Raw genomic sequence first — 20,830 nt, 5'->3', positions numbered from 1 at the left:
ATCACGCTCCCAAGCTCGTGATAGCATCCGCGCCTATGAAGTTTTCAGGAAGATTTACCAGCGGCGTGCTGATGCTGATCACCAGCTGCGCGGCGCTGGCGCAAAGTGAATTGGATGTGCGGATCAAACCGTCCAACGATGAACTCAAAGCCAATATAGAGGGCTATATCGGCAGCCTCGGCGATCGCGACGAGGAAGCCTTGCTGCGCTACAGTCGTGGCGCCGAGGAGCAGGCGCGCAAGGCCGCCCAGGCCCTGGGCTATTACCAGCCGCAGATCGACAGCGACGTGAAGGGCGGCAAGACGCCGCGCCTGGTGCTCAACATCGATCCCGGCGAGCCGGTGCATTTGCGCAACGTCACTATTCGCGTTGAGGGTCCGGCCGCGTCCCTTAAATCCTTTCGTGTGCCCAAAAGCGCTACGCTGAAAACCGGCGCGGTGCTCAACCACGGGCATTACGAAGACGCCAAGCGCCTGATCCAGAATCAGGCCTCGCGCTACGGTTTTTTCAGCGGACGCTTTACCAGCCAGAAACTGGCGGTAGACCCGCGAGCCGGCGTCGCCGACATCGAATTGGTCTACAACAGCGGCCCACGCTACTCCCTGGGCAAAGTCAGCTTCGAAGGCGACACCCCCTTCGACGAAGACTTGTTGCAACGCATGGTGCCGTTCAAGGCGGGCGCACCCTATGACTCCGAACTGATCGCCGAACTCAACCAGGCGCTGCAATCGAGTGGCTATTTCGAGGGGGTGCGGGTCGATGCGGCACCGACCGCGTCCAAGGCCAATGTGATCCCGGTGGACGTCAAGCTCGACACCCGCAAGCCGCGGACCATGGGCCTGGGCGTGGGCTACTCCACCGACGTCGGCCCGCGGGTCAAGGCCAACTGGACCCGGCATTGGGTCAACCCCCAGGGGCACAGCTACGGCTGGGAAACCGAAGTCTCGGCGCCACGGCAAAACGTCGGGCTGTTCTACGACATTCCGCTGGACCCGCCACTGACCGACAAGCTGCGCTTCGCCGGCGGCTATCAGTATGAAGAAATCGCCGATAAGGACAGCCTGAGCAAGCTGTTGACCCTCGGTCCCGAGTGGCACAGCAAGTTGCCCAGCGGCTGGCAACGGGTGGTGTCGCTCAAATGGCAACGGGAAGAGTACCGACTGGGCGATGACTCGGGGCTCAGCACCTTGCTCATGCCCGGCGTCAGTTATTCCTATCTCAAAAGCGACAACCGTATCGACCCGCACAATGGTTATCGCCTGGCCTTTGAAACCAAGGTCGCCAAGGAAGGTCTGGGGTCCGATAACAATCTGCTCTATGGCACGGCGTTGGTGAAGGGCTTGACCACTGTCTTCGACAAACACCGTTTGCTCGGTCGGGTACAGGTCGGCGGCAGTGCGACCAACGGCTACAAATCGGTACCGCCGTCGTTGCGGTTCTTCGCCGGTGGCGATCAGAGCGTGCGCGGTTACGATTATCAGAGCCTGTCCCCGGAAAACTCCAACGGCGACCGCATCGGTGGTCGTTACATGGTGGCCGGCAGCGTCGAGTATCAGTATTCCGTCGCCGAAAAATGGCGGGTGGCGACCTTCATCGACCAGGGCAACTCCTTTAATACACTTGAATTGCCGAACCTCAAGACCGGCGTCGGGATCGGCGTGCGCTGGGTGTCGCCGGTGGGGCCGATCCGCCTCGACCTGGCCCATGCCGTAGACGACGGCGGCTTTCGACTGCACTTTTCCATGGGGCCTGAGCTGTGAAGCGTGGTTTGAAAATAACGCTGCTGGCGATACTGGCGCTGTTGATGCTGGTCGTCCTGACGCTGGCCACGGTGTTGGGCACGGTGACCGGCAGTCGCTGGGCGCTCGGGTTTGTGCCGGGGCTGACCGTGGAGAATTTCCAGGGCCGCCTGGGCGGGCAATGGAGCGCCGATCATCTGCTGTGGCAGCAGGACAGCAGCCGGGTCGAGCTGAGCAAAGTGATTTTCGCCTGGTCGCCGCTGTGCCTGACGCGCATGACCCTGTGCATCGAGCAATTGCAGGCCGACCAGGTCAGCTTGCAATTCCCGCCGGGCACGGAAGAGGAGAGCAGCGGGCCGATCACCCTGCCGGATGTGCAATTGCCCCTGGCGATAGAGTTGGGCGACATCAAGGTTGGCAGCCTTGTGTTCAACGGCAGCGAAGAGCTCAAGGGCCTGCAACTGGCGGCGCACTGGACCGCAAAAGGCTTGCAGATCGATTCAGTACAGTTGCAGCGTGACGAGTTGAGCCTGCACCTGTCCGGCCTGCTGCAACCCAGCGGCAACTGGCCGCTCAAGGCCGAAGGCAAGCTGACCCTGCCGGCGCCGGGCACCGAGCCGTGGGCACTGGCGCTGAAGGTCGACGGCGACCTGCTGAAAACCCTGAACCTGAAAGCCGACAGCAGCGGCTATCTGAACGGCCAACTGACGGGTGAATTGCAACCACTGGTGGCAAACCTGCCGGCCAAGGTGCGCATCACCGCCGATGGCTTCAAGGCCAGCGCCGACCTGCCGGACACCCTGCAACTCAATCAGCTGGAGCTCACCGGCGACGGCGACCTGAAAAACGGTTACCAACTGCTCGGCAAGGCCACGCTGCCCGCCGAGCAAGGCCCGGTCGCGTTGTTGCTGCAAGGCAAGGTCGACGCCAACGGCGCGCAGATCGCCGGGCTGGACCTGACGGCCAACGACAAGCAAAGCCTCAAGCTCACCGGGCACCTGGACTGGAGCAAAGGCCTGAGCGCCGAGGCGAAAATCGATTGGCTGGATTTCCCCTGGCACCGCCTCTATCCGCTGATCGACGAACCGGAAGTGGCGTTGCGCAGTTTCAACGGTGAAGTCTCCTACACCGACGGCAAGTACCTCGGCAACTTCAAGGCGGCGCTGGATGGCCCGGCCGGAGCGTTCAGCCTGAACAGCCCGTTCGCCGGCGACCTGACTAAAATCTACCTGCAACAAATCCAGCTTGAAGCCGGGCAGGGCAAGGCCCAGGGCCACCTGAACCTGCAATTTGCCGATGGCATTGCCTGGGACACCGCACTGGACCTGTCGGCGATCAATCCAGCGTACTGGGTCGCGGAGTTGCCGGGCACCCTGGCCGGACCGTTACGCAGCAAAGGCGAGCTGAAGAATGAAAAACTCAGCCTCAACGCCGACCTGGACCTGAAAGGCAAGCTGCGTGGGCAACCGGCAGAGATCCAGGCCAAGGCCGACGGCGGCGGCGAGCAATGGAACCTCAGCGCCCTGCAGATTCGCCTGGGCGACAACAGCATCAATGGCAAGGGCAGCCTGCAACAGAAACTGAGCGGCCAGATCGACATCAAGCTGACGCGCCTGGCGCAGCTCTGGCCGCAACTGCGCGGTCAGCTCAACGGTCGGGTCGATGTCGCCGGCACGCTCAAGGCGCCGCAAGGCAAACTCGGGCTGCAGGGTACGCAACTGGCGTTCGAAGACAATCGTCTGCAAAGCCTGAACCTGGACGCGACGCTCGACAGCGCGCAACGGGCGAAAATCGATCTCAAGGGCAGTGGCATCCAGGCCGGCGACACCTCGCTGGGGACCTTGACCGCCAGCGGCCAGGGCGATATCAAGCAGCAGAAGCTGACCCTCGACCTGCAAGGATCCAAGCTGAAACTGGCGCTGGGTTTTGACGGTGCGCTGGACCAAGGCAACTGGCGCGGACGTCTGGCCAGCGGCGATATCCAGGCCGGAGGCCAGGACTGGAAGTTGCAAGGCCCGGCGAAGCTCGAACGGCTGGCGGACGGCAAGGTCAACTTCGGCGCCCATTGCTGGATGTCCGGCCCGGCCAGCCTGTGTGGTGAAGACCAGCGCCTGATGCCGGAACCGAAGCTGCGTTATCACCTCAAGCAGTTCCCGATCGACAGCCTGGCGCAGTGGTTGCCCAAGGATTTCGCCTGGAAGGGCCGGCTCAATGCTGACCTGCAACTGGACATGCCCGCCAGCGGCCCGAACGGTCAGATCAGCATCGATGCCAGCGGTGGCACCCTGCGCGTGCGCGAGAAAGACCAGTGGCTGGACTTCCCGTACCAGACCCTGAAACTGACCAGCAAACTCACGCCCAAGCGCATCGACACCGACCTCAACTTCGTGGGCGGCAAGCTCGGCGAACTGATGGTGCAGACACAGATCAATCCGTTGCCCAAGGACAAGCCGCTGACCGGCTCTTTCCGTTTGACCGGGCTGGACCTGTCCGTGGCGCGGCCATTTGTGCCCATGGTCGAGAAAATGACCGGGCGCTTGAATGGCAGCGGCACGATTTCCGGTGCACTGCTGGCCCCTCAGGTCAACGGCAATGTGCTGCTCAGTGACGGTGAGATTTCCGGGGCTGAACTGCCGATGGAGCTTGAAGCCTTGCAGTTGCGGGCGGTGATTGCCGGCGAAACCGTGCAATTGGAGGGCGGCTGGAAAAGCGGCAAGACCGGGCAGGGCAGCTTGAATGGCGACATCGCCTGGGGCCAGGCGCTGGTGGTGGACCTGGTGCTCAAGGGCTCGCAGTTGCCGGTGACCGTCGAGCCGTATGCCAAGCTGGAAATGGCGCCGCACCTGAAGATCTCGATGAAGGACGACAAACTGTCGGTTGCCGGCAAAGTGCGGGTGCCCAAGGGGGAAATCACCGTGCGCGAGTTGCCGCCGTCCACGGTCAAGGTCTCCGATGACACGGTGATCATCGGCCGGCAGACCGAAGAGGGCAAACCGCCGATGGCCATGGCGATGGACATCGATGTGGTGGTCGGCGAAGAAAAACTCAGCTTTGCCGGGTTTGGCCTGACTGCCAACCTGCAAGGGCATGTGCACATCGGCGACAACATGGACACCCGCGGCGAGCTCTGGCTCAACGACGGGCGTTACCGTGCCTACGGCCAGCGGCTGACGGTGCGCCGGGCACGTTTGCTGTTTGCCGGTCCGATCGACCAGCCCTACCTGGACATCGAAGCGATTCGCCAGACCGATGACGTGATCGCCGGGATTCGCCTGAGCGGCAGCGCCGAGCAGCCGACCACGCAAATCTTCTCCGAGCCGGCCATGAGCCAGGAACAGGCGCTGTCCTATCTGGTGCTGGGCCGTCCGATCAGTACCACCGGTGAAGACAACAACATGCTCGCCCAGGCCGCCCTCGGGCTGGGCCTGATGGGCAGTTCGGGGGTGACCAGCGGCTTGGCCAAGAGCCTGGGTATTCAGGACTTCCAGCTCGATACCGAAGGCAGCGGCAACGAAACCAGTGTGGTGGCCAGCGGCAATATCTCCGAGAAACTCAGCCTGCGTTACGGGGTTGGCGTGTTTGAGCCGGCCAACACCATCGCCTTGCGCTACAAGCTGAGCAAGAAGGTCTACCTTGAGGCCGCGGGTGGTGTGGCCAGTTCGCTGGATATCTTCTACAAGCGGGATTTCTAAGCCCCGTTCCCTTCCGGAAATTGAGTCGCCCCCATCGCGAGCAAGCTCGCTCCCACAGGTTCAATGTGATCCCTGTGGGAGCGAGCTTGCTCGCGATGGCGTCGGCGTGGACGCCACATAATCCGGCGCCTTTTATCAGGGTAATAGCAAGCAACCTAACTATTACATTGACATTCGCTGCCTAGGCAGTAACATCTGGACATACATTCTCTGCCTAGGCAGCTAATTGGTGGACAGATGAAACACTTCACTCCGGACGCATTCCACACGTGCCATCTCGGCCTGCTGCTCGGGCGCGCGGCCTTGCTCAAGGACCGGATCATCGACACCCACATGGAACCGCATGGCATCACTGCCGCGCAGTTCAAGGTGCTGATCATCATGGCCCAGTTTGGCGTCGATACCCCGGCCGAGCTCTGTCGTCACCTGTCCCTGGACAGCGGTTCGATGACCCGCATGCTCGACCGTCTGGAACAGAAAGGTTTCCTCGCCCGCCAACGGTCCGCGGCGGATCGCCGCCAGGTGCAACTGGTGCTGACCGAACAAGGCCAGCGACTGACTGACCGTTTGCCCGAAATCGGCGCCGACGCCATGAATGAACTGGCCGGGGCCATCACCCCGGAAGAACTGAACACCCTGGAACAGATCCTCAAGAAAATCCTGGTGGCCGCCGGTGACTCGATCACCCTGCTGCGGGTAGGTGACAAATGAACAGTAAAACCTTGCGCACCGGCCTCAGCCTGGTGCTGTTGGCCATGAGCCTGGCCGGTTGCGCCAGCTACAGCGGCCTGGACACCGAAGGCGTCAGCCTCGAGGCGAAAAACCTCAAGGCCGGACAATCCCTCAGCGGCGTGACCCTGTCGCCGGCGGCCTGGCCGAAAAGCGACTGGTGGAAAAGCCTCGGCGACCCGCAGCTCGACGGTCTGATCCGCGAAGCCCTGCACGACAGCCCGGACATGCAAATCGCCGACGCCCGCGCCCATCAGGCCAGCGCCGCCGCTTCCGCCGCCGACGCCGAGCGGATGCCGACCCTCGATGCCAGCGCCGGCGTCAGCCGTTCGCGTCTGGCCCGCGATCAAGACCCGAACGGGCAGGGTGATGCCTACTCCACCGTGCGCAACATCGGCGCCAGTTTCAATTACAACTTCGACCTCTGGGGCGGCCAGCGCGACGCCTGGGAAGCCGCACTGGGCCAGGCCCGTGCCGCCGAAGTCGACCGGCAGGCGGCGCAGTTGACGTTGGCGGCCGATGTCGCCCGCGCCTACAGCGATCTGGGGCAGGCGTACATCGTCCATGACCTGGCCAGCGAAGACCTCAAGCGTACCCGGCAAATGCTCGACCTGAGCCAGCGGCGCTTGAGTTCGGGGATCGACAGCCAGTACCAGTTCCAGCAGACCGAAAGCCTGGAGGCCACTTCCCAAGCCAGCCTGATCGACGCCGAAAAACGCCTGCAAAGCGCGAAAATCGCCTTGGCCGTCTTGCTCGGCAAAGGTCCTGATCGCGGTAATGACATCGCCCGGCCGAACATCCTCCAGGCCAGCGCCGTGGCACTGCCATCAGTGCTGCCGGCCGAGCTGCTCGGTCGTCGTCCGGACCTGGTGGCGGCGCGCTGGCGGGTCGAAGCCGCGAGCAAGAACATCGACGCCGGCAAAACCCGTTTCTACCCCAACCTCAACCTGAGCGCCGCGGCCGGTGCCGAGTCGTTGCTGGGCGATGCAATGTTTGGTTCCGCGAGTCGTTTCTTCAACATTGCGCCGACGATTTCCGTGCCGATTTTCGACGGTGGCCGCCTGCGTGCCGACCTCGATGCCCGCGACGCCGATTACGACCTCGCGGTGGCGCAGTACAACAAAAGCCTGGTCAAGGCCCTGGGCGATGTCAGCGACACCATTAACCAGTTGCGCGATATCGGCCGGCAGATCGGCGCCCAGCAACACGCCACCGACATTGCCCAGCAGTCATACGACACCGTGGTCCAGCGCTACGGTTCCGGCATCGGCAACTACCTCGACGTGCTCAGCATCGAGCAGCAATTGCTCCAGGCCCAGCGTCAGCTGGCCAGCCTGAATGCCGAGCAGATCGATCTGTCGATTCAACTGATGCAGGCGCTGGGGGGCGGCTTTCAGGGCGACACCCTGACCGCAGCCAACGCAACCCCAGCCACGCAGCACAACTAATTCAAGGTATTCGTCATGGCTACTGCCGATACAACCCAAGCCCCTGACACCCCACAAGACGCGAGCAATCAGCGCAAGCGCAAAGTCATGCTGGTGGTCCTGGCGCTGGTGGTGATACTCACCAGTCTGGGTGTCTGGGGTTATCACGAACTCTACGGGCGCTGGAACGAAAGCACCGATGATGCCTATGTGAACGGCAACGTGGTGGAAATCACCCCGCTGGTCACCGGCACCGTGGTCAGCATCGGCGCCGACGATGGCGACCTGGTCCATGAAGGCCAGGTGCTGATCAACTTCGACCCGAACGACGCCCAGGTCGGTTTGCAAAGCGCCCAGGCCAACCTTGCTCGCACCGTGCGCCAAGTGCGCGGCTTGTACAGCAACGTCGACGGCATGAAAGCCCAGGTCAATGCGCAGCAGGCGGAGGTGCAAAAGGCCCAGGACAACTTCAATCGCCGCAAGAATCTGGCGGCCGGCGGAGCGATTTCCCAGGAAGAGCTGTCCCACGCTCGCGACGACCTGACCTCGGCGCAAAACGCCCTGGCCAACGCCAGGCAGCAGCTTAAAACCACCAGCGCCTTGGTGGATGACACCGTGGTGTCGTCGCATCCGGATGTGATGTCTGCTGCCGCACAATTGCGTCAGGCTTATCTGAACAATGCACGCAGCACCTTGATCGCGCCGGTCACCGGTTATATCGCCAAGCGCACCGTGCAACTCGGTCAGCGCGTTCAGCCGGGCACGGCGTTGATGGCGGTGATTCCACTGGATCAACTGTGGATCGACGCCAACTTCAAGGAAACCCAGCTGCGTGACATGCGCATCGGCCAGCCGGTGGACATCGAAGCCGACCTGTACGGCAGCGACGTGAAATACAGCGGCACCATCGACAGCCTCGGCGCCGGCACCGGCAGCGCTTTTGCCCTGTTGCCGGCGCAAAACGCTACCGGTAACTGGATCAAGATCGTCCAGCGGGTGCCGGTGCGGATCCACATCAACGCCGAAGAGCTTGCAAAACATCCATTGCGGGTCGGCCTGTCGACCCAGGTCGATGTGAACCTGCATGACCAGAGCGGCCCGGTGCTGGCACAACAGCCGCCGCAAAAGGCTTCGTTCAGCACCAACGTCTACGACCGTCAGTTGGTCGAGGCCGACGCGATGATCACTCAGTTGATCCACGACAACAGCGCTGCGGTCAGCAAGACCGCGAACCGCTGATTGGCCATCACACCGACCCTGTGAGAGCGAGCTTGCTCCGGGCGGCGTTCCGACGATGGCGGATTTACATTCAACATATTTGTTGATTGATCCACCGCTATCGTCGGAGCGCCGCCCGGAGCAAGCTCGCTCCCACAGGATCAGCGGCGCCTGTTGAAAGGGGCCGCGCCTGCCCAGTTTCAAAGGATTCGCGATGAGCAATAACGCGTCTTTCACCCCACCCAGCCTGCTGCTCAGCACCATCGGCCTGTCGCTGGCGACCTTCATGCAGGTGCTCGACACCACCATCGCCAACGTGGCGCTGCCGACGATCTCCGGCAACCTCGGCGTGAGTTCGGAGCAGGGCACCTGGGTCATCACCTCGTTCGCGGTGAGCAACGCGATTGCGCTGCCATTGACTGGCTGGCTCAGCCGGCGTTTCGGTGAAGTGAAGCTGTTTCTCTGGGCGACCATTCTGTTTGTGCTGGCCTCGTTTCTCTGCGGCATTTCCACCTCGATGCCAGAGTTGATCGGCTTTCGGGTGCTGCAAGGCCTGGTCGCCGGTCCGTTGTACCCGATGACCCAGACGCTGCTGATCGCCGTCTATCCGCCCGCCAGGCGCGGCATGGCCCTGGCGTTGCTGGCGATGGTCACGGTGGTCGCGCCAATTGCCGGTCCCATCCTTGGCGGCTGGATCACCGACAGCTATAGCTGGCCGTGGATCTTCTTCATCAACGTGCCGATCGGGATTTTTGCGGTGATGGTGGTGCGTGCGCAGCTCAAGGCGCGGCCGGTGGTGACCAGTTATCAGCCGATGGATTACGTCGGGTTGATCACCTTGATCATTGGCGTCGGCGCGTTGCAGGTGATCCTCGACAAGGGCAACGACCTGGACTGGTTCGAGTCGAATTTCATCATCATCGGCGCGGCCATTTCGGTGATTGCGCTGGCGGTGTTCGTGATCTGGGAAATGACCGACAAGCACCCGGTGGTCAACCTGCGGTTGTTTGCGTATCGCAATTTCCGTATCGGCACCATTGTGCTGGTGGGCGGTTATGCCGGGTTTTTCGGGATCAACCTGATCCTGCCGCAATGGCTGCAGACCCAGATGGGCTATACGGCGACCTGGGCCGGTCTGGCGGTGGCACCGATCGGGATTCTGCCGGTGCTGATGTCGCCGTTTGTCGGCAAGTACGCGCACAAGTTCGACCTGCGGCTGCTGGCCGGCGGCGCGTTCCTGTGCATCGGCCTGAGTTGCTTCATGCGGGCCGGGTTCACCAATGAAGTGGACTTCCAGCACATCGCCCTGGTGCAGCTGTTCATGGGCATTGGCGTGGCGCTGTTCTTCATGCCGACCTTGAGCATTCTGATGTCGGACCTGCCGCCGAGCCAGATCGCCGACGGCGCCGGCCTGGCGACCTTCCTGCGGACCCTGGGCGGCAGTTTTGCGGCGTCGCTGACCACCTGGATCTGGATTCGTCGGGCGGACCAGCATCATGCCTATATGAGCGAAAGCATCAGCACCTATGAGCCGGCGACACGGGATGCGCTGAATGCGCTGGGCGGGGCGGGCAATCAGGCCTATGCGCAGCTGGACCATGTGCTGACCAGTCAGGCGTACATGCTCTCCACCGTGGATTACTTCACGTTGGTGGGATGGGGGTTCATGGGTTTGATCCTGCTGGTGTGGCTGGCGAAACCGCCGTTTGCGGCAAAGGCGGGGCCTGCAACCTCCGGCCATTAAGCCAACCACAAAACCCTGTGGGAGCGGGCTTGCCCGCGATGGCGGTGGATCAATCAACAAAGTTGTTGAATGTGATTCCGCTATCGCGGGCAAGCCCGCTCCCACAGGTTCTTATGTTCGTCTGTCAGTTAGCAGGTGCTGCCAATTGCGGTGGCGGGGCGAAATCGAATGGCGCCAACGCAAACCCTTGCTCATCCACCTGCAACGCCCAGCCCTGACGATCCCAATCCCCCAACACAATGCGCCTGGCCGCCTGCTCGCCAATCTGCAACTTGTGGATGGCGGGGCGATGGGTATGGCCATGGATCAAGGTCTTCACCCCGTAGGCCTGCATGATCCGCGGCACTTCTTGCGGCGTGACATCGACAATGTCATTGGCCTTCATCCGCACCTGGGCCGTGCTTTCACTGCGCAGCTTGCGCGCCAGTTTCTGCCGGGTGCCCAGGGGCAAATGGCGCAGGATGAACAAGGTCACGGGATTGCGCAGGTAGCGGCGCAGCTTCATATAGCCGACGTCACGGGTGCACAGGCTGTCGCCGTGCATCAACAGCACCGGCTCGCCTGCGAGCTGCACGACACTCGGGTCCTTCAGCAGCGTACAGCCGGCCTGTTTACAGAAGGCCTGGCCGAGCATGAAGTCGCGATTGCCGTGCATCAGAAAAATGGCCGTGCCGCTGTCGCTGAGGTCGCGCAGGGCCTGGCAGATGGAACGCTGGAAGGCGGTCATGGCATCGTCGCCAATCCACGCCTCGAAAAAATCGCCCAGGATGTACAACGCACTCGCCGAGCGGGCACGCCCGGCGAGCAAATCCAGAAACGCCCGGGTAATGTCCGGGCGCTCCTCTTCCAGATGCAAGTCTGAAATCAGCAGTATCACTCAACGATCTCGGCTTTCTCGATGATCACGTCTTCTGCTGGCACGTCCTGGTGGCCGGACTTCATGGTGGTGGAAACAGCTTTGATCTTGTCGACGACGTCGGTACCGGCAACCACTTTGGCGAATACCGCGTAGCCCCAGCCCTGGGTGGTCTTGGCGCTGTGGTTGAGGAAGCTGTTGTCAGCCACGTTGATGAAGAACTGGGCGGAAGCCGAATGCGGCTCCATGGTGCGGGCCATGGCGACGGTGTACTTGTCGTTCGGCAGGCCGTTGTCGGCTTCGTTCTGGATGCTTGGGCGCTTGTCTTTCTTTTCTTTCATGCCTGGCTCGAAACCGCCGCCCTGGACCATGAAGTTACCGATGACGCGGTGGAACACGGTGTTTTCGTAGTGACCGGCTTTGACGTACTCGATGAAGTTGGCAACGGTCAGCGGTGCCTTTTCAGCGTTCAGTTCCAGGACGATGTCGCCATGGTTTGTTGTCAGTTTGACTTGGGTCATGATCGGTACTCTTAATGAGGTAAAGCGTTTTCTGGGAATTCGTGGGTTTCGGGGCTGTGCAGCCCTCAACCGGTCCGGCCAATGTTGGCCAAGGTGCGCAGTTTAGCGCGACAGGCGCGAATTTCGAGGCCGTTTTTCATTTGCATCCGATTAAATGCAGCCGTTTTCGGGCCTGCTCTGTCAGCGACTTGACAGCTTCGGCTATGATAAGCCCCTTTGATTTATAACAGCCGCTTTGATTTGGCCAACTGGCCGCGCACTTGTACGTTCAAGGATCCTATGAGCAAGCCCACTGTCGACCCTACCTCGAATTCCAAGACCGGCCCTGCCGTGCCGGTCAATTTCCTGCGCCCGATCATCCAGGCGGACCTGGACTCGGGTAAGCACACGCAGATCGTCACCCGTTTCCCGCCTGAGCCCAACGGTTATCTGCACATCGGTCACGCCAAGTCGATCTGTGTGAACTTCGGCCTGGCCCAGGAATTTGGCGGCGTCACGCACCTGCGTTTCGACGACACCAACCCGGCCAAGGAAGACCAGGAATACATCGACGCGATCGAAAGCGACGTCAAATGGCTGGGCTTCCAATGGTCCGGTGAAGTGCGCTATGCCTCGCAGTATTTCGACCAGTTGCACGACTGGGCCGTCGAACTGATCAAGGCCGGCAAGGCCTACGTCGACGACCTGAGCCCGGAACAGGCCAAGGAATACCGCGGCACCCTGACCGAACCGGGCAAGAACAGCCCGTTCCGTGACCGCTCCGTGGAAGAAAACCTCGACTGGTTCGCCCGCATGCGCGCCGGCGAGTTCCCGGACGGCGCACGCGTGCTGCGGGCCAAGATCGACATGGCCTCGCCGAACATGAACCTGCGCGACCCGATCATGTATCGCATTCGTCACGCGCACCACCACCAGACCGGTGACAAGTGGTGCATCTACCCGAACTACGACTTCACCCACGGTCAGTCGGACGCCATCGAAGGCATTACCCATTCGATCTGCACCCTGGAGTTCGAAAGCCATCGTCCGCTGTACGAGTGGTTCCTCGAGAACCTGCCAGTACCGGCCAACCCGCGCCAGTACGAGTTCAGCCGCCTGAACCTGAACTACACCATCACCAGCAAGCGCAAGCTTAAGCAGCTGGTGGACGAGAAACACGTCAATGGCTGGGACGATCCACGCATGTCCACGCTGTCGGGCTTCCGCCGTCGTGGCTACACGCCGAAATCGATCCGCAACTTCTGCGAAATGATCGGCACCAACCGTTCCGACGGCGTGGTGGACTTCGGCATGCTCGAATTCAGCATCCGTGACGACCTCGACCACAGCGCCCCGCGTGCCATGTGCGTGCTGCGTCCGCTGAAAGTCGTGATCACCAACTACCCGGAAGGCCAGGTCGAGAACCTCGAATTGGCGTGCCACCCGAAAGAAGACATGGGCGTGCGCGTGCTGCCGTTCGCCCGTGAGCTCTACATCGACCGTGAAGACTTCATGGAAGAGCCGCCAAAAGGCTACAAGCGCCTGGAACCCAACGGCGAAGTGCGTCTGCGCGGCAGCTACGTGATCCGTGCCGACGAAGCGATCAAGGACGCCGATGGCAACATCGTCGAACTGCGTTGCTCGTATGACCCGGAAACACTGGGCAAGAACCCTGAAGGCCGCAAGGTCAAAGGCGTGGTGCACTGGGTGCCGGCCGCTGCCAGCGTCGAGTGCGAAGTGCGTCTGTACGATCGCCTGTTCCGCTCGGCCAACCCTGAGAAGGCCGAAGACAGCGCCAGTTTCCTGGACAACATCAACCCTGACTCGCTGCAAGTCCTCACCGGTTGTCGTGCCGAGCCTTCGCTGGGCAATGCACAGCCGGAAGACCGTTTCCAGTTCGAGCGCGAAGGTTACTTCTGCGCGGATATCAAGGACTCGAAACCCGGTCGTCCGGTGTTCAACCGTACCGTGACCCTGCGTGATTCGTGGGGCCAGTGATTCAGCGTTAAGGAAGGAGCACTCAGTGCTTACGATCTACAACACGCTCACCAAGAGCAAAGAAGTCTTCAAGCCGCTCGATGGCAACAATGTGCGCATGTACGTCTGCGGGATGACCGTGTACGACTACTGCCACATTGGCCACGGCCGCAGCATGGTCGCGTTCGACCTGGTGACCCGCTGGCTGCGGTTCAGCGGTTATAACCTGACGTATGTGCGCAACATCACCGACATTGAAGACAAGATCATCAATCGGGCCAAGGAGAACGGCGAGCCGTTCGACGTGCTGACCGAGCGCATGATCACCGCGATGCACGAGGACGAGGCGCGCCTCAACATCCTCAAGCCGGACATGGAACCACGGGCCACCGATCACATCGCTGGCATGCAGAGCATGATTCAGACCCTGATCGACAAGGGTTACGCCTACGCCCCGGGCAATGGCGATGTCTACTACCGCGTCGCAAAGTTCATGGGCTACGGCAAGCTGTCGCGCAAGAAAATCGAAGACCTGCGTATCGGCGCACGGATCGAAGTCGACGAGTCGAAACAGGATCCGCTGGACTTCGTGCTGTGGAAAGGCGCCAAGCCGGGCGAACCGAGCTGGCCTTCGCCTTGGGGCGATGGTCGTCCGGGCTGGCACATCGAGTGCTCGGTGATGTCGACCTGCTGCCTGGGCGAGACCTTCGACATTCATGGCGGCGGCAGCGACCTCGAGTTCCCGCACCACGAAAACGAAATCGCCCAGAGCGAAGCGGCCACCGGCAAGACCTACGCCAACGCGTGGATGCATTGCGGCATGATTCGCATCAATGGCGAGAAGATGTCCAAGTCCTTGAACAACTTCTTCACCATCCGCGACGTGCTGGAAAAGTACCACCCGGAAGTCGTGCGATACCTGCTGGTGTCGAGCCACTACCGCAGCGCGATCAACTATTCGGAAGACAACCTCAAGGACGCCAAGGGCGCCCTCGAGCGTTTCTACCACGCATTGAAAGGCCTGCCGAACGTGGCGCCTGCTGGCGGCGAAGCCTTTGTCGAGCGTTTCACCCAGGTGATGAACGACGACTTCGGCACGCCGGAAGCCTGTGCGGTGCTGTTCGAGATGGTGCGCGAGATCAACCGTCTGCGCGAGAGCGATCTGAACGCAGCGGCCGGTCTGGCTGCCCGTTTGAAAGAGCTGGCCAGCGTGCTGGGTGTATTGCAGCTTGAAGCTGACGACTTCCTGCAGGCCGGTGCCGAAGGGCGCGTGGATGCAGCCGAAGTCGAGGCGCTGATTGCTGCGCGGCTGGCGGCGCGTGCCGGTAAAGACTGGGGCGAATCCGACCGCATCCGCGACCAGCTCACCGCCATGGGCGTGGTGCTGGAAGACGGCAAGGGTGGGACGACCTGGCGTCTGGCTGACTGATTGCTTGATTGGTTACAAACAAAACCCGCCTTGTGCGGGTTTTTGTTTGGGGGGAGGGCTTAAATGCAGTGGTGCCCCGGCTGACGCCATCGCGGGCAAGCCCGCTCCCACAGTGGTCGAGGTGGATTCAGTTTCGAGTACGACACAAATCCCTGTGGGAGCGGGCTTGCCCGCGATGGTCTTAAGCCAGGCACAGCCATTGCGGATCACTCGTCACTCCGCCTGGCGCAGCCGCTTGTAGAGGGTATTGCGGCTTACTCCAAGCCTGCGGGCCAAATGGGAGATATTCCCCCCCACCGCCTGCAACTGCCGATTCAACTCCTCCACATCATTCAAATCCACCGCCAACGGTTCATCCAATTCAACCGGCTCCATCTCCAGATCGACAAAAAAATCATCCGGCAAATGTTCCGGCCGCACCGGTTGTTCCTCGGCCATGGCCAGCGCCACCTGCATCACGCTGCTGACCTGGCGCAAATTACCCGGCCACGGGTGGCGGCCGAACAACTCCAAAACCTCTCTGCTCAAGCCGGCCCATTGGCTCGGCTCGCGGTGCTGTTCCCACAGACGTTTGAACAAGGCCTCTTTATCACTGCGCTCCCTTAACGGCGGCAGTTCCAGGGTCAAGCCGCCGATGCGGTAGTACAAATCTTCCCGAAAGCGCCCTAGTTGCACCTGCTCGCGCAACGAGCGGTTGGTCGCGGAAATGATGCGGATATCCACGGGGAACAACTCACTACTGCCCACTGGTTGCACACAACGCTCCTGCAACACACGTAGCAAGCGGGCCTGGGTCGGCAGCGGCATGTCGCCGATTTCATCGAGGAACAGCGTGCCTTTGTCGGCCTTGCGGATCAGGCCGATGCTACCTTTCTGGTTGGCTCCGGTGAACGCGCCTTTTTCATAGCCGAACAGTTCCGACTCCACCAGTTCGGCGGGGATCGCCGCACAGTTAACGGCGATGAACGATTGTTTGCTGCGTGAGCTGGCCTGATGCAAGGCTTTGACGAAGACTTCCTTGCCGACGCCTGTTTCCCCATGAATCAACAGTGGAATGTCCTTTTCCAACAAGCGCTCGGCCTGGCGTACGGCTTTTTCCACGCGGCTGTCGCCGAAATGCAGGGTGTTCAGGCTGATGGCAGCAGGGGCAGTCACCGTGGGTTCGGCGCCCTTGGGTTCAGAAAACAGCCGCGCCTGGACCGGTACTTGTTTCGGCCGTTTCAACAAGCACTGAAAGCGGTTGCGTCCAGAGGCTTGCAGAGCAAATGGTACGCCTTCGGGCTGGCTCAGCAGTTCCAGAAGCGCAACCTTGAACAAGCTTTCAACACTGACCCGCGACAGGCTGATACCCAGCAGATTGTCCGCCCGGCGGTTGGCCGACAGCACCTGACCGCTCTCATCGAAAATCAACAGCCCGGCCCATTGGCTGTCGAGATTGTTCAGCCCGGTGTTGAAGGTCAGTTGAAAGTGCTGGCCATGGAACAGGTTGAGGATCAGCCGGTTCTCCACGGTCTGGCTCATCATCTTGACCATGCCAAGGGTGTGGGACGGCGGCAGGTAGCTGTCGCTGGAGACATCGAGTACCGCGATCACCTTGCGTTCGGCATCGAAAATCGGCGCGGCGGAACCGGTCATGAAGCGGTTGGCCTTGAGGAAATGTTCATCGTGTTCGATATGCACCGCCTGCTCGCAGGCTAATGCGGTGCCGATCGCATTGGTGCCGCTGCAACGCTCCATCCAGCTGGCGCCGGCGCTGAAGCCGCGGGTCAGGCTGGGTTCGATAAAGCGCTGGGTACCCCAGGATGTCAGTACCTGGCCCTGATTATCGGCCAGCATGATCAAACAATTGGAATTGCTCAGGATGTTTTCGTAATACGGCAGGACTTCCTGATGGGTGGTCTGCACCAGTGAATGCTGGCTCTCCAGCAGCCGGGCGATGCCCTCGGGTGGCAACTGGTCGAATGCCGGGGCGCTTTGATGGTCGAGACCGAACGCGCGACAACGGGACCAGGAGTCCTGAATGATGGCGTCATGGGAGAGCGGCAGGGCGGGTGCGGCCATGGCAGTCAGTCTCTGAATAACGCTTTTATTGTTGTTATAGGTACTCCCCTGTGGGAGCGGGCCCGCTCCCACAGGTTTTGCAATTCTGTCCTGCGCCCGGAGCATACTGTAGGAGCCCGGCTTGCCGGCGAAGGCGTCATCGAAATCGCCTTCGCCGGCAAGCCGGGCTCCTACAGGGAGCGCGAAACGGTCCATAGAGTGTTGTTCACTATTGTTCATTGTCAATCGACGGATTGTTCAAATGTTCAGTCATGGCTGTTCATTTCTGTTCAGCAACGAACGCTGTTTTTCCTCCATCGGCAGGATTTTCGATCTGGATCAATAGCTTGAAAAATCTGGCACGAATGTCGCTCTGTTGCTCAGGTCGCTTGACTCCAATAATAAAAAGGCCGAGCCATGTCATTAACCCTGGTGCACGTCAGCCGTACCGTCGAAGGCCAGACCTGGATCGACGATGCCAACTTGAGTTTCGAACCTGGATCCTTCAACGTTTTGCTTGGCCGCACCCTGTCCGGCAAAACCAGCCTCATGCGCCTGATGGCCGGGCTGGACAAGCCCGACAGCGGCCGCATCCTGATGAATGGCGTCGACGTCACCCAGCGCCCGGTGCGTTTGCGCAACGTGTCGATGGTCTATCAGCAGTTCATCAACTACCCGACCATGACGGTGTTCGAGAACATTGCTTCGCCGTTGCGCCAGGGCGGCGTTTCCAACGAGCTGATCCAGAGCAAGGTGCTGGAAACCGCGAAGATGCTGCGCATCGAAAAATTCCTCCAGCGCTATCCGCTGGAACTCTCCGGTGGCCAGCAACAGCGCACGGCCATGGCCCGGGCATTGGTCAAGGACGCCGAGCTGATCCTGTTCGACGAGCCGTTGGTCAACCTCGACTACAAATTGCGCGAAGAACTGCGCCAGGAGATGCGTGAGCTGTTCAAGGCGCATCACACCATCGCCATCTACGCCACCACCGAGCCCAACGAAGCCCTGGCCCTGGGCGGCACCACGACCATTCTGCATGAAGGCCGGGTGGTCCAGAGCGGCAAGTCCTCCGCGGTGTATCACCAGCCGCAGACCGTACTGGCCGCCGAATTGTTCAGCGAGCCGCCGATCAACCTGATGCCCGGCCGCATCGCCGGCAACGAAGTGAGTTTCGCCAACTTCGTGCACTTTCCGTTAAACGTGGATCTACGGCCGGTGGGCGAGGGCGAGTTCCGCTTCGGCGTGCGGCCCAGCCACATTTCGCTGGTGCCCAGCAACGATGACGATCTGGAACTGGCGGTGACCGTCGAAGTCGCGGAGATCAGCGGTTCGGAAACTTTCCTGCACGTGCGCAACGAGCATTTCCTGCTGGTGCTGCACCTGCCCGGGGTCCATGAATACGATGTCGACGCGCCGATTCGCATCTACATCCCGACCCATAAACTGTTTGTGTTCGATCCCCAGGGGCGGCTGGTCCAGGCGCCCGGTCGCCGTATCGCGAGGGTTGCCTGATGGCCGAAATCCGCTTGCAGAACCTCGCCCACAGCTACACCCGCACGCCGACCGGCCCTGACGATTATGCGATCCGCGAGATGGACCATGTCTGGGAGCAGGGCGGAGCCTACGCCTTGCTCGGGCCTTCGGGCTGCGGCAAGTCGACGTTGCTCAATATCATTTCCGGCCTGCTCAGCCCGTCCCAGGGCCAAGTGCTGTTCGACAGCAAAGTGGTCAACGAGCTGACCCCGGAGAAGCGCAATATCGCCCAGGTTTTCCAGTTTCCGGTGGTCTACGACACCATGACGGTGTACGACAACCTGGCCTTCCCGCTGCGCAACCAGGGCATGGCCGAGGCGAAAATTCACAGCAAGGTGCAGGAAATCGCCGAAGTTCTCGACCTCCAGGCACTGCTGAGCAAGAAGGCGCGCAACCTCACCGCCGATGAAAAACAGAAAGTCTCCATGGGCCGGGGATTGGTGCGCGATGACGTCTCGGCCATCCTCTTCGACGAACCGCTGACGGTGATCGACCCGCACCTGAAGTGGAAGCTGCGGCGCAAGCTCAAGCAGATCCACGAGCAATTCAACATCACCATGGTCTACGTGACCCACGATCAGCTGGAGGCCTCGACCTTTGCCGACAAGATTGCGGTGATGTACGGCGGGCAGATCGTGCAGTTCGGCACGCCGCGGGAACTGTTCGAGCGCCCGAGCCACACCTTTGTCGGCTATTTCATCGGCAGCCCGGGCATGAACCTGATTGAAGTCAAGCCGCAACCGGGGGGTGTCGGGTTCGCCTCGACCCATTTGCCGCTGTCCGCTGCACAGCAACTGCGCATCGCCGAATCCGAGTGGCAGACCCTGAAGGTCGGTATCCGGCCGGAATTCGTCCACGTGTGGGATGAACCCTTTGATGACGCGATGCAGGCCCGGGTCGTACACGTCGAAGACCTGGGCACCTACAAGATCGTGACCCTGGACCTCGACGGCGCGCCGCTGAAAGTGCGCCTGGCCGAAGACAAGCCGGTGCCCGAAGGTACGGCGTACATCAGCTTCCCGGCGCAATGGTTGATGGTGTATGCCGATGACTACCTGCTGGAGGCGCAGCCATGAACAAGGTCTACAACAACAAGGCGTGGTGGCTGGTGTTGCCGGTGTTTTTGCTGGTGGCGTTCAGTGCGGTGATCCCGATGATGACCGTGGTCAACTACTCGGTGCAGGACATCTTCGACCAGTCCAGCCGCTACTTCGTCGGCGCCGACTGGTACCGGCAAGTGTTGCTCGATCCGCGTCTGCACGACTCGCTGCTGCGCCAGTTCATCTACTCCGGGTGCGTGCTGCTGATCGAAATCCCCCTGGGCATCGCCATCGCCCTGACCATGCCGACCAAGGGGCGCTGGTCGTCGCTGGTGTTGATCATCCTGGCGATTCCGCTGCTGATCCCGTGGAACGTGGTCGGCACCATCTGGCAGATCTTCGGCCGGGCTGATATCGGCCTGCTCGGTTCGAGCCTCAATGCCATGGGCATCAGCTACAACTATGCATCCAACACCATGGACGCCTGGGTCACGGTGCTGGTGATGGACGTCTGGCACTGGACGTCGTTGGTGGCGCTGTTGTGTTTCTCCGGCCTGCGGGCGATTCCGGACGTGTACTACCAGGCGGCGCGGATCGATCGGGCCTCGGCCTGGGCGGTGTTCCGGCACATCCAGCTGCCCAAGCTCAAGAGCGTGCTGCTGATTGCGGTGATGTTGCGGTTCATGGACAGCTTCATGATCTACACCGAGCCGTTCGTGTTGACCGGCGGCGGTCCGGGCAATGCCACGACGTTCTTGAGTCAGACGTTGACGCAGATGGCCGTAGGGCAATTCGACTTGGGCCCCGCTGCTGCTTTCTCCCTGGTGTATTTCCTGATCATTTTGTTGGTGTCCTGGCTGTTCTACACCGCCATGACTCACTCTGACGCCAACCGCTGAGGTCCGC

Annotated in this window: 14 protein-coding genes; 11 read left to right on the top strand and 3 right to left on the bottom strand. The window is 61.1% G+C overall.

The window, feature by feature from the left end:
• The first annotated feature begins 35 nt into the window (after positions 1 to 35).
• From ACA062_RS22820 to ACA062_RS22795, 6 genes are all read left to right on the top strand, one after another.
• Positions 36 to 1,760 (top strand): autotransporter assembly complex protein TamA, encoded by a 1,725-nt coding sequence (locus tag ACA062_RS22820; RefSeq protein ID WP_497453124.1) that lies wholly within the window; start codon positions 36 to 38, stop codon positions 1,758 to 1,760.
• Positions 1,757 to 5,431, top strand: a complete 3,675-nt coding sequence (locus ACA062_RS22815; protein WP_497453123.1) for a translocation/assembly module TamB domain-containing protein — start codon at positions 1,757 to 1,759, stop codon at positions 5,429 to 5,431. Before ACA062_RS22820 ends, ACA062_RS22815 begins: the two co-directional genes overlap by 4 nt.
• A 237-nt stretch (positions 5,432 to 5,668) precedes the next feature.
• The gene (locus ACA062_RS22810) at positions 5,669 to 6,142 is read left to right on the top strand and encodes a MarR family winged helix-turn-helix transcriptional regulator (RefSeq protein WP_497453122.1); all 474 of its coding nucleotides are present in this window, start codon (positions 5,669 to 5,671) and stop codon (positions 6,140 to 6,142) included.
• Complete coding sequence (locus tag ACA062_RS22805) at positions 6,139 to 7,608, top strand: efflux transporter outer membrane subunit (protein WP_497453121.1); 1,470 nt, start codon at positions 6,139 to 6,141, stop codon at positions 7,606 to 7,608. The genes ACA062_RS22810 and ACA062_RS22805 overlap by 4 nt, the downstream gene beginning before the upstream one ends.
• 15 nt (positions 7,609 to 7,623) lie before the next feature.
• On the top strand, positions 7,624 to 8,826 hold the full coding sequence (locus ACA062_RS22800) for an HlyD family secretion protein (protein WP_497453120.1): 1,203 nt from the start codon (positions 7,624 to 7,626) through the stop codon (positions 8,824 to 8,826).
• 193 nt (positions 8,827 to 9,019) lie between these two features.
• Positions 9,020 to 10,549 carry a DHA2 family efflux MFS transporter permease subunit gene (locus ACA062_RS22795; RefSeq protein WP_497453119.1) on the top strand — a complete coding sequence of 510 codons (1,530 nt, stop codon included), beginning with the start codon at positions 9,020 to 9,022 and terminating at the stop codon, positions 10,547 to 10,549.
• 124 nt (positions 10,550 to 10,673) lie between these two features.
• On the opposite strand, the gene lpxH is transcribed toward ACA062_RS22795, so the two are convergent.
• On the bottom strand, positions 10,674 to 11,426 hold the full coding sequence (gene lpxH, locus ACA062_RS22790; protein WP_497453118.1) for a UDP-2,3-diacylglucosamine diphosphatase: 753 nt from the start codon (positions 11,424 to 11,426) through the stop codon (positions 10,674 to 10,676).
• Positions 11,423 to 11,926 (bottom strand): peptidylprolyl isomerase, encoded by a 504-nt coding sequence (locus tag ACA062_RS22785; RefSeq protein ID WP_497453117.1) that lies wholly within the window; start codon positions 11,924 to 11,926, stop codon positions 11,423 to 11,425. The genes lpxH and ACA062_RS22785 overlap by 4 nt, the downstream gene beginning before the upstream one ends.
• A 279-nt stretch (positions 11,927 to 12,205) precedes the next feature.
• On the opposite strand from ACA062_RS22785, the gene ACA062_RS22780 reads away from it, so the two are divergent.
• Both ACA062_RS22780 and cysS read left to right on the top strand, forming a co-directional pair.
• Positions 12,206 to 13,903: a glutamine--tRNA ligase/YqeY domain fusion protein gene (locus ACA062_RS22780; protein ID WP_497453116.1), complete on the top strand. Its 1,698-nt coding sequence runs from the start codon at positions 12,206 to 12,208 to the stop codon at positions 13,901 to 13,903.
• A gap of 25 nt (positions 13,904 to 13,928) precedes the next feature.
• Positions 13,929 to 15,311: a cysteine--tRNA ligase gene (gene cysS / locus ACA062_RS22775; RefSeq protein WP_497453115.1), complete on the top strand. Its 1,383-nt coding sequence runs from the start codon at positions 13,929 to 13,931 to the stop codon at positions 15,309 to 15,311.
• A 213-nt stretch (positions 15,312 to 15,524) separates the two neighbouring features.
• Here the strand turns inward: cysS and ACA062_RS22770 are convergent, their stop codons facing one another.
• Positions 15,525 to 17,372 (bottom strand): sigma-54-dependent Fis family transcriptional regulator, encoded by a 1,848-nt coding sequence (locus ACA062_RS22770; protein WP_497453114.1) that lies wholly within the window; start codon positions 17,370 to 17,372, stop codon positions 15,525 to 15,527.
• A gap of 396 nt (positions 17,373 to 17,768) precedes the next feature.
• Here ACA062_RS22770 and ACA062_RS22765 point away from each other — a divergent pair, with 396 nt between their 5' ends.
• Genes ACA062_RS22765 through ACA062_RS22755 form a run of 3 tightly spaced genes read left to right on the top strand, consistent with a single transcriptional unit; the run spans position 17,769 to position 20,823 of the window.
• The gene (locus tag ACA062_RS22765; protein ID WP_497453113.1) at positions 17,769 to 18,863 is read left to right on the top strand and encodes an ABC transporter ATP-binding protein; all 1,095 of its coding nucleotides are present in this window, start codon (positions 17,769 to 17,771) and stop codon (positions 18,861 to 18,863) included.
• Positions 18,863 to 19,960: an ABC transporter ATP-binding protein gene (locus ACA062_RS22760; protein WP_497453112.1), complete on the top strand. Its 1,098-nt coding sequence runs from the start codon at positions 18,863 to 18,865 to the stop codon at positions 19,958 to 19,960. Before ACA062_RS22765 ends, ACA062_RS22760 begins: the two co-directional genes overlap by 1 nt.
• Positions 19,957 to 20,823 (top strand): carbohydrate ABC transporter permease, encoded by an 867-nt coding sequence (locus tag ACA062_RS22755; RefSeq protein WP_497453111.1) that lies wholly within the window; start codon positions 19,957 to 19,959, stop codon positions 20,821 to 20,823. Before ACA062_RS22760 ends, ACA062_RS22755 begins: the two co-directional genes overlap by 4 nt.
• The last annotated feature ends 7 nt before the right edge of the window (positions 20,824 to 20,830 follow it).

This window comes from Pseudomonas sp. LBUM1679 (assembly GCF_059695565.1).
Note: the sequence above shows the minus strand (reverse complement) of the source record. Positions and strands in the feature narration are given on the sequence as shown.